This is a genomic window from Asticcacaulis sp. P2_B1, from assembly GCF_056404915.1.
Window position 1 is genome coordinate 91,295 of the sequence record NZ_JBFUDD010000018.1, and the last position, 7,970, is coordinate 99,264.

The following is a 7,970-nucleotide window of genomic DNA, read 5'->3' on the forward strand; positions in this document are numbered from 1 at the left end:
AAAAGCCCCGGACAGGGCGAATTTTCACACCATGATGCCGATACGGGCGATAGAGACGATCGGCTTTTCATTCACCGCCTTGGGCAGGTGGACGCGCAGATACCGACCCCGATGGCCTTGTGCAAACGGGAAGCGGCGCAGCGAGCGGCAATCGGCCAGTTGGCTGCAATCGCCCTCGGCCGCGGGATCTCCCCAGGTTTGGCCGTCCTCGCTGACCCACACGCTGTAAGCGGCCGGCGCCGCGCCGCCATAAAGCATCCACTGTCCGCGTTGCAGGGTAAAGCCCTTTAGGTCGTAGATCTGTCCGAGGTCGATGACGACGTCCAGGGGTTGGCCGGCCGGCGCGCTGCACATGTCGCCGTCGGGCGATTCATCCCAGGTCAGCAGGACGTTCGGAGCGTCGCCATTCGACGACACAATGCGCCAGCCGGTCTTGACGACGTCGTAATCGATGCTGATCACGGCGCTGTCCTGGCCCGTCGCTACGCGGGTGGCCATGGCGCGCACGGTACCGCCGCCCGGCAAGGCCACCGGCCCGTCATAGGCTGTCGCCGGTACTGCCCCGTCGATACTGTAGACGATACGGCAATCGGCGCCCGCCGTGATCGTCACCGTGCCCTGATCGTCGCGGCTAATCACCGGATCTTCGACGATCGCCGGCAGACGATAAAGGCTGAACTCGGAGATGACCGGCGACGCCGCCGCCTTGAGGATGCGCAACCGCACCTTTTGCGCTGTCACCGGTGCGTCCAGACGGATCACGCGCTGGGCGCCGATGCAGGTATGCTGAGCAATGCCGGTCCACTGCCCGTCCTGCTCGATCTCGACGACATAGTCGTCGATGCGCACACCGTAACGCGTGTCTTCGCGCAGGCGGATAAGGTCGAAGGTCGCCGGCGCGGCCAGGTCGAGCGCGATCCACGCCCCGGCCTTGTCGTCCTCGCGCGCCGCCCATGCACGCCCCTTTTGCAGAACATGAGCGGCCGCAAACGCCTTGCTGAAAACGCTGCTGGCCGACACCTGGGCGCCTGAGTTGAAGTTGCGGCTGAAGGTCTGATCGAGCAGATCGCGGAAGCCTTTCAAGGCCGCGACATCGGCTTCGAAAATGCGCCCGCGGCGATCGGGCGGCGCGTTCAGCAGCAGGCAGGCGCCGCGCCCGACCGAGGTCAGGTACAGCTTCAGCAGATTGGCGACCGAGCGCACCTTGTCGTTCTCGTCGGCATGCCAGAACCAGCTGTGGCGGATCGAGACGTCGACCTCCGCCGGGTTCCACAGGCTGCCGCCGCGAATGCCCGAATTGCCCAGTTCCGGCGTGAACGGCAGGCCGCTCATGGTCGGCCAACACGGATCACCCGCCACGCCGGCCTCGTTACCGACCCAGCGTACCTCGGTATGGGCATCGGCAAACATGACCGCGTGCGGCGCCAGCCGCCGCACGATACCGTAGGTTTCCGCCCATTGATAATAGGTGGGGGCATCGATGGTGCGCGTTTCGCGGGCGCCGCCGTAATAACCCAGGCCGCCATTGGCGCCGTCGAACCAGACCTCCCAGATAGGCCCATAATTGCTCAGCAACTCGGTCAGCTGGTTGTGGTAATAGGTAACATATTCCGGTTGGCCGTATTGGGCATGGTTGCGATCCCATGGCGACAGATAGACGCCGAATTTCAGCCCGGCCCGGGCGCAGGCCCGGCTGATATCGCGGACGATATCGCCCTTGCCGCCCTGGAACGGGCTGTTCTTGATCGAATGCTCCGTATAGGCGCTGGGCCACAGGCAAAAGCCGTCATGATGCTTGGCGGTCAGGATCAACTGTTTCATGCCGCCAGCCTTGCACGCGGCGACGATCTGGTCGGCGTCGAAGTCGGTCGGGTTGAAAATGGCCGGATCTTCGTCGCCCAGGCCCCAGTCCCGGTCCGTGAAGGTATCGACGGTGAAATGCAGGAAGCCGTAGAACTCCATGGCCTGCCAGGCCATCTGGCGCTGCGAGGGCACGGCGCCATAGGGCGTCGGCGCCACGGCGGCGGCCATGACGCCGACAGGGGTTACGGCGAAACCAAGCCCGCCGGCGATCGATTGAACCACGGCACGTCGTGAAGGCGTCATGATACGGGCTTCTCCGCTGTAAAGGCTGATATTACAGGGTTTGCGTGACTTTTTTCAAATATATCGGGGCATCGGGATCGAGGCCGCGCGCCACGGACAGGGCATTGGCCAAGCGGTAAAACCGCTGGATCATCAGGATCGGCTCCAGCGCGATGTCGGTCGGCGCCGGCGTCTCCATGACCAGGGTGTGGGCCAGGCGCTCGCCGAATTCCGCGCTTGTTGCCCGTACCCCCTCGCCCGCGGCATCCGAGGTAGCGAAGGCCAGAACCGGAAAGCCCTTGCCGACAATGGTCATCGGCCCGTGACGAACCTCGGCCGCGCTGAAGGCCTCGGCATGCAGGGCGCAGGTTTCCTTGAGTTTCAAGGCCGCTTCCTGAGCGATGCCGAGGCTCAAACCGCGCCCCAGCACAAACAGGTTGCGCGCCCGCGTCAGGGTATCCAGACCCTCGGGCCAGTCCTGGTCGAACGCTGCGCGTAAGGCTTCCGGCAGGACGTCGAGGGCCGCTTGCAACGCCCTGTCCCCTGTCCAGGCCGCCACCAGGGCCGCGACGGCCGCCAACGAAGCGATAAAGGACTTGGTCGCGGCAACGGAATGCTCGCCGCCGGCGCTCAGGGCGATGACCTCGTCGGCCAATGCCGCCAGGGGTGACTCCGCATCATTGACCAGAGCCAGAACAAAGGCGCCACCGCGTTTGTAGGCCGCGACCGCCGCCAGCAGGTCGGGACTGCGTCCCGATTGGGAAATGGCCAAACACAGGCTGTTCGGTATCGCCACGGGCGCGTCATAGATCGACGTCACCGACAGGCCCATCGAGGCCGTTGGAATACCCAATCGCGTCTCGATCAGATATTTGCCATAGGTGGCGGCATTGTCCGAAGATCCGCGCGCGCACGTCATGACCACGGCGGGCGGATGGGTGCGCAACCGCGTCGCCACCCGGTTTAATACATCTTCATTCTGTCGCAGAAGATTTTCGACGGCCTTCGCGGCGTCGCGAGCCTCCTGGAACATGAGCGTACGGTCGGGATGCTTCATGATCATCGCGCTACGGTGTGCGACAAGCTTTCGCAAGACATGGGAATTGGCCTTCTGAAAAGCGGCAGACCCAATCTTTAAAGCACATTAGGCCATATTTGCAAAATTAATTCTATAATTATAATTGATAGAATATTTGTTACGTCTGATGTTCCGACGCGCGAGTCGCTGAGCGGTAAGACCGTTACGGTGTTCGAAATTTCGAACCGAACTTTCACATTCAAAAAGGTTTCTATAGACAGAACTCAAACGGCCGCTTATTTGTTATGACAAATCACGTATTGGTAAGCATAACCTCATGTTACAGGTTTCTTCTCGTCAGAAACATCCATCGCTTCCGGGGCAAGGCGGCGACTCAATCTTGTCGCAACCCTTATCTCACAAGGGCAAGTGTCTGATCCAGTCTCCAAATCCTGTGCGGGTTAACGGATGAGCGCGTCCATTCTGCTCGAGGTTTGCGTCGATACGGCAAAGGGCCTGGAAATTGCCACCACCTACGGCGCCGACCGCATCGAACTATGCGCCGGCCTGTCCGTCGGCGGGCTGACGCCCAGCACCGGCATGATGCAACTTGCCGCCCAGACAGACTGCCCGACGCGCGTCATGATTCGTCCGCACGGCGGCGGCTTCACCTATAATGACGACGAACTGGACATCATGCTGCACGATATTGACGCGGTGGCGGCCGCCGGTCTCGAGGGCGTCGTTTTCGGCGCCAACCGCCCCGGCGGCATGTTGGACGAAAACGTTCTGTACCGCCTGACCAATCATTCCCGCAGCAGCGGATTGAAGACGACGCTTCACCGCAGTTTCGATTTGGTTCCCGACTATCTCCAGGCCCTGACGGTGGCGCAGGATTTGCGCATCGACACCATCCTGACCTCCGGGGGCCAGGCCTCGGCGCTCGAAGGCCTGCCAATGATCGGCCGCCTGGTCAAGGCTGCCCATGCCGATCCGTCAAGACCGGCCATCGAGATTCTCGCCGGTGGCGGTATCGATGCGGCGAACGTGCACGACTTCATACGCAGCGACGTCTTTTCCATCCACGCCTCGTGCAGCCGCGAAGACGCGCCGGGCTCCGAGCGGGCAGTGACACTCGGTTTCGCCAGCCGGCGCCAGCGGGAGACCGATCCCGAACTCGTCAGGGCTTTGCGCAATGCGCTTGACCGCCCTTTCGCCACCTTCGCGGATGCCCCTGCTGCCCGGCAAGATCATGGCCAGCAAGATCAACGCCAGCAAGATCAACGAAGGAGATAAACCATGTCCTTTTTCGAAGTATTGCCTAATTTTCATGTCAGCGATCACGGCCCCCTGTATCTGCAACTCGGCCGCGCCCTGCGCGAGGCCATACTGGACGGCAGCCTGGCCGACAACGACGTGCTGCCCACGGAACGCGAACTGGCCAGCCAGTATCAGATATCGCGTATGACCGTGCGCAAGGCCCTGAGGGACCTTGAGGTGGAAGGCCTGCTGATGCGCCGTCAGGGCTCCGGCACCTTCGTCGCCCCGCGTTGCGAACGCAATCTCGCCAACCTGTCGTCGTTCAGCGAAGACATGATGGCCAGCGGCCGCCAGTCTCAAAGCGTGTGGATCCGCCGCGAAGCCGGTTGGGTGACACCGGACGAATCCATGTCGCTCGGCCTGTCGCCGGGCGCCGGGATCTACCGCTTCCAGCGCATTCGCCAGGTCGACGACCGGCCCGTGGCAATCGAGACCTCGGTCGTTCCCGCCTACTGCCTGCCGTCGGAACTGGCCGTGGAGGACTCGCTCTACGCCGCTCTCAAGGCGACAGGGCATCGTCCGGTGCGCGCGCTCCAGCGTTTGCGGGCCGTCTTGCTGCAGGCGACCGAAGCCGGCTTGCTGGGCGTCGAACCCGGCTCGGCCGGGCTCTTTATCGAACGGCGCGGCTTCCTCCGCGACGGCCGAACGGCCGAATTCACCATCGGCTATTATAGCGGCGACGCCTCCGACATGGTGTCCGAATTGACCATTCCGTCCGAGACGCCCGGGCCTCCCGCCTCTCCCCATACGACGTCTCGGACCGCAAAACCACGGCGCGCCCCAGTTGACGCTCCTGTTGACAACGACATGGCGGCAATGGAAGGCTGAGTCTTGTCATGACCAACCCGAACCGCTTATCGAAGCCACCATCCTTTACCAAGCGGTCGTCTCCGCGCCAGGTGAACGATCAGGCCGGCCAAATTCGCGGCGCCAACATGCTCGACGCCGCCGAGCATAACAAGAAACTCGTCCTCCAGACCATCCGGGCCGACGGCCCTATTACCCGGCCCGAGATTGCCGAGCTGACCGGGCTGACCGCCCCCAGCATCTATACCATCACCAAAGGGCTTCTGGCGCGCGACCTGCTGCGCGGCGCCGGCCGAACCAGCGGCGATCGCGGTCAACCGGCAACACCCCTGACGGTCAATCCCGGCGGCGCCTTTTCCCTTGGGCTCAATGTCGACCGCGATCACGTTACCCTGGTGGTGTTGGATTTCGCCGGTTATCAGCGCGCCACGTTCAGCCAGGAAATCAAATTCGCCCTGCCCGACTACGTCCGGCAGTTCGTCAGCGAGTCGCTGGCGGAGGTCGTCAATTCGGGTCTGATCCCCATGGACAAGATTGTCGGCATAGGGGTGGCCCTGCCCGACGATCTCGGGCGCGTCCGCCTTCCGGGCCAGCCGGCGGCCTTCAGCGCCTGGACAGAGGTCAAGGCCGAGACCTTTCTCGCCGACATCACCGACATTCCCGTCCGCGTCGAAAACGACGCCGCCGCGGCGGCCATCGGCGAAATGCATTTCGGCGGCGGGCTGGAATCCGATTCGTTTTTCTACGTTCTGATCAGCGCCGGCCTCGGCGGCGGCCTGGTCATCAATCGCCACTATGTCCGCGGCGCCCACGGCCGCAGCGGCGAGATCGGCTTCCTGCCCAAGGTCAATCCGTTCCGTCCGCGACGCTCGGACCTGCGTCACACGGTCGGCGATACCGTCCTGTTGTCAGATCTTTATGACGACCTTTACGAACAGGGCGTCCTGGCCAGGTCTCCCGCCGACCTGGCCGCCTTGCCGCCGGCCCAGCTGCACCTGGCCGATCCGTGGGTCGAATCCGTGGCCGACCATCTTTATCTGCCGATCCTGACCCTCTTCTGCGGTATCGACCCCGACGCCATCTATATCGGCGGCCGCTTGCCGCCGGTCCTGCTCGACAAGTTGTGCCTGGCCCTGAATGCGCGGTTGTCACACAATCTCGATGTCGCCTGGTCCAAAATGATCGTCCGTCCGGCCCGTCTTGGCGAAAATCCGGCGGCGGTCGGTGCCGCCATACTCTCCTTCGAAGGTCTCTGGCAGCACGGCGAGCGGTAGCATGGGCTGCCCATGCGCCGTTTCGGAAGATACCAGGCGTGACAGTATAACCTATTTCCGGTTTGACCTGACCACTTTCATATCATATATAAAAGTGGGCTATTATTGGCGGGCGATCTTTCCCCGCGGGCCCTTTGAACATATGCGTTCGGGAGACTCCATGACGTCGTTGAAAGCTTTGGGCGCGGCAATGACCAATGAGTCCGATCCTTTGTATTTCCAGCTCCAGGCAGCCCTGCGACAGGCCATTAAAACAGGTCAACTCAGCCCGGAAGACGCCATCCCCACGGAACGCGAACTGTCCGAGCAATTCAGCGTCTCCCGCATCACCGTGCGCAAGGCCGTCGACGGCCTGGTCTATGAAGGTCTGCTGACGCGCCGCCGCGGCGCCGGCACCTTCGTCGCCAAACGCGTCGAAAAGAGCTATTCGAAAATGTCGTCCTTTACCGAGGACATGATTTCGCGCGGCCGCAAGCCGAGCAGCACCTGGATCTCGAAATCGTCGGGCACGGTCAACCCGGAAGAAGCGCTGTCCATGGGCCTGTCGCCGGGGACTTTGGTCTATCGTTTCAATCGCCTGCGCTTCGCCGACGACTCGTCCATGGGCCTCGACTATGCCACGGTTCCGGCCGACTGCCTGCCGTCGCTCGATGCCGTCAAGGACTCGCTGTACGAAGCCCTGGAGCGCAACGGCACCCGCCCGGTGCGCGCCTTGCAAAGATTGCGCGCCGTCGCCTTTAATGCCGAACAGGCGGAATTGCTTGGGATTTCTGTCGGCGCCCCCGGCCTGCTGATTGAACGCCGCGGCTTTCTTGCCGACGGCAGGCCGGCCGAATTCACCCAGTCCTATTATCGCGGCGACGCCTACGACCTGATGTCCGAACTTAATCACGGTTAGGCCGTTATTTTTTTATATTCGAAATTATTTTTACGGTTGCCAAGGTTCCGGGCAACTGCTGTAGTTGTCATAACAAATTTGACGCGACAGGTGGAAAATGGACCGTATGACCCTCACGCGCAGACATTGGCTCATCGCCGGCACCGCCGCAGCCGGCGTCACGGCCATCCCCGCGCTCGCTGCGGCCCGTGGTCCCCTCCCCTACGGCGCCACGCCGTCACCGCGGCAACTGGCCTGGCAAGGCTTGGAGACCTATGCCTTCGTCCATTTTACCGTCAACACCTTCACCGATCGCGAATGGGGGCTGGGCGACGAAGACCCGGCGATTTTCGCCCCTTCGGATTTTAGCGCCGACCAGATCGTGACGGCGGCCAAGGCCGGCGGCCTGAAGCAGCTGATCATCACCGCGAAACATCACGACGGCTTTTGCCTATGGCCGACCGCCTATACCGACCACTGCATCAAACACAGCCCCTATAAGGACGGCAAGGGTGACATCGTCGGCGAGCTGGCCGCCGCCTGCCGGGCGCACGGTCTGAAATTCGGCGTCTACCTGTCGCCCTGGGAC

7 protein-coding genes are annotated in these 7,970 nt (G+C 62.5%); 5 read left to right on the plus strand and 2 right to left on the minus strand.

Translation table 11 applies throughout. The features are described 5' to 3' along the window. Positions 1 to 24: 24 nt before the first annotated feature. Together AC1DX3_RS23065 and AC1DX3_RS23070 are read right to left on the minus strand one after the other, a co-directional pair. Positions 25 to 2,106: an alpha-L-fucosidase gene (locus AC1DX3_RS23065; protein WP_476991702.1), complete on the minus strand. Its 2,082-nt coding sequence runs from the start codon at positions 2,104 to 2,106 to the stop codon at positions 25 to 27. Positions 2,107 to 2,137: 31 nt separating this feature from the next. Next, positions 2,138 to 3,142 carry an SIS domain-containing protein gene (locus AC1DX3_RS23070; RefSeq protein ID WP_476991703.1) on the minus strand — a complete coding sequence of 335 codons (1,005 nt, stop codon included), beginning with the start codon at positions 3,140 to 3,142 and terminating at the stop codon, positions 2,138 to 2,140. Between the two features lie 429 nt (positions 3,143 to 3,571). Between AC1DX3_RS23070 and AC1DX3_RS23075 the strand changes: the two genes are divergently transcribed. The 5 genes from AC1DX3_RS23075 to AC1DX3_RS23095 form a co-directional block, all read left to right on the plus strand. After that, entirely contained in the window at positions 3,572 to 4,399 is an 828-nt protein-coding gene (locus tag AC1DX3_RS23075; RefSeq protein WP_476991704.1) for a copper homeostasis protein CutC, read from the plus strand. 3 nt (positions 4,400 to 4,402) lie between these two features. Continuing rightward, positions 4,403 to 5,251, plus strand: a complete 849-nt coding sequence (locus AC1DX3_RS23080) for a GntR family transcriptional regulator (RefSeq protein ID WP_476991705.1) — start codon at positions 4,403 to 4,405, stop codon at positions 5,249 to 5,251. An 8-nt stretch (positions 5,252 to 5,259) separates the two neighbouring features. After that, on the plus strand, positions 5,260 to 6,504 hold the full coding sequence (locus AC1DX3_RS23085; protein WP_476991706.1) for an ROK family protein: 1,245 nt from the start codon (positions 5,260 to 5,262) through the stop codon (positions 6,502 to 6,504). Positions 6,505 to 6,664: 160 nt separating this feature from the next. Beyond that, positions 6,665 to 7,402, plus strand: a complete 738-nt coding sequence (locus AC1DX3_RS23090; protein WP_476991707.1) for a GntR family transcriptional regulator — start codon at positions 6,665 to 6,667, stop codon at positions 7,400 to 7,402. Positions 7,403 to 7,508: 106 nt separating this feature from the next. Continuing rightward, positions 7,509 to 7,970: alpha-L-fucosidase (locus AC1DX3_RS23095; protein ID WP_476991708.1), on the plus strand; the 462-nt coding region annotated here is incomplete at its 3' end.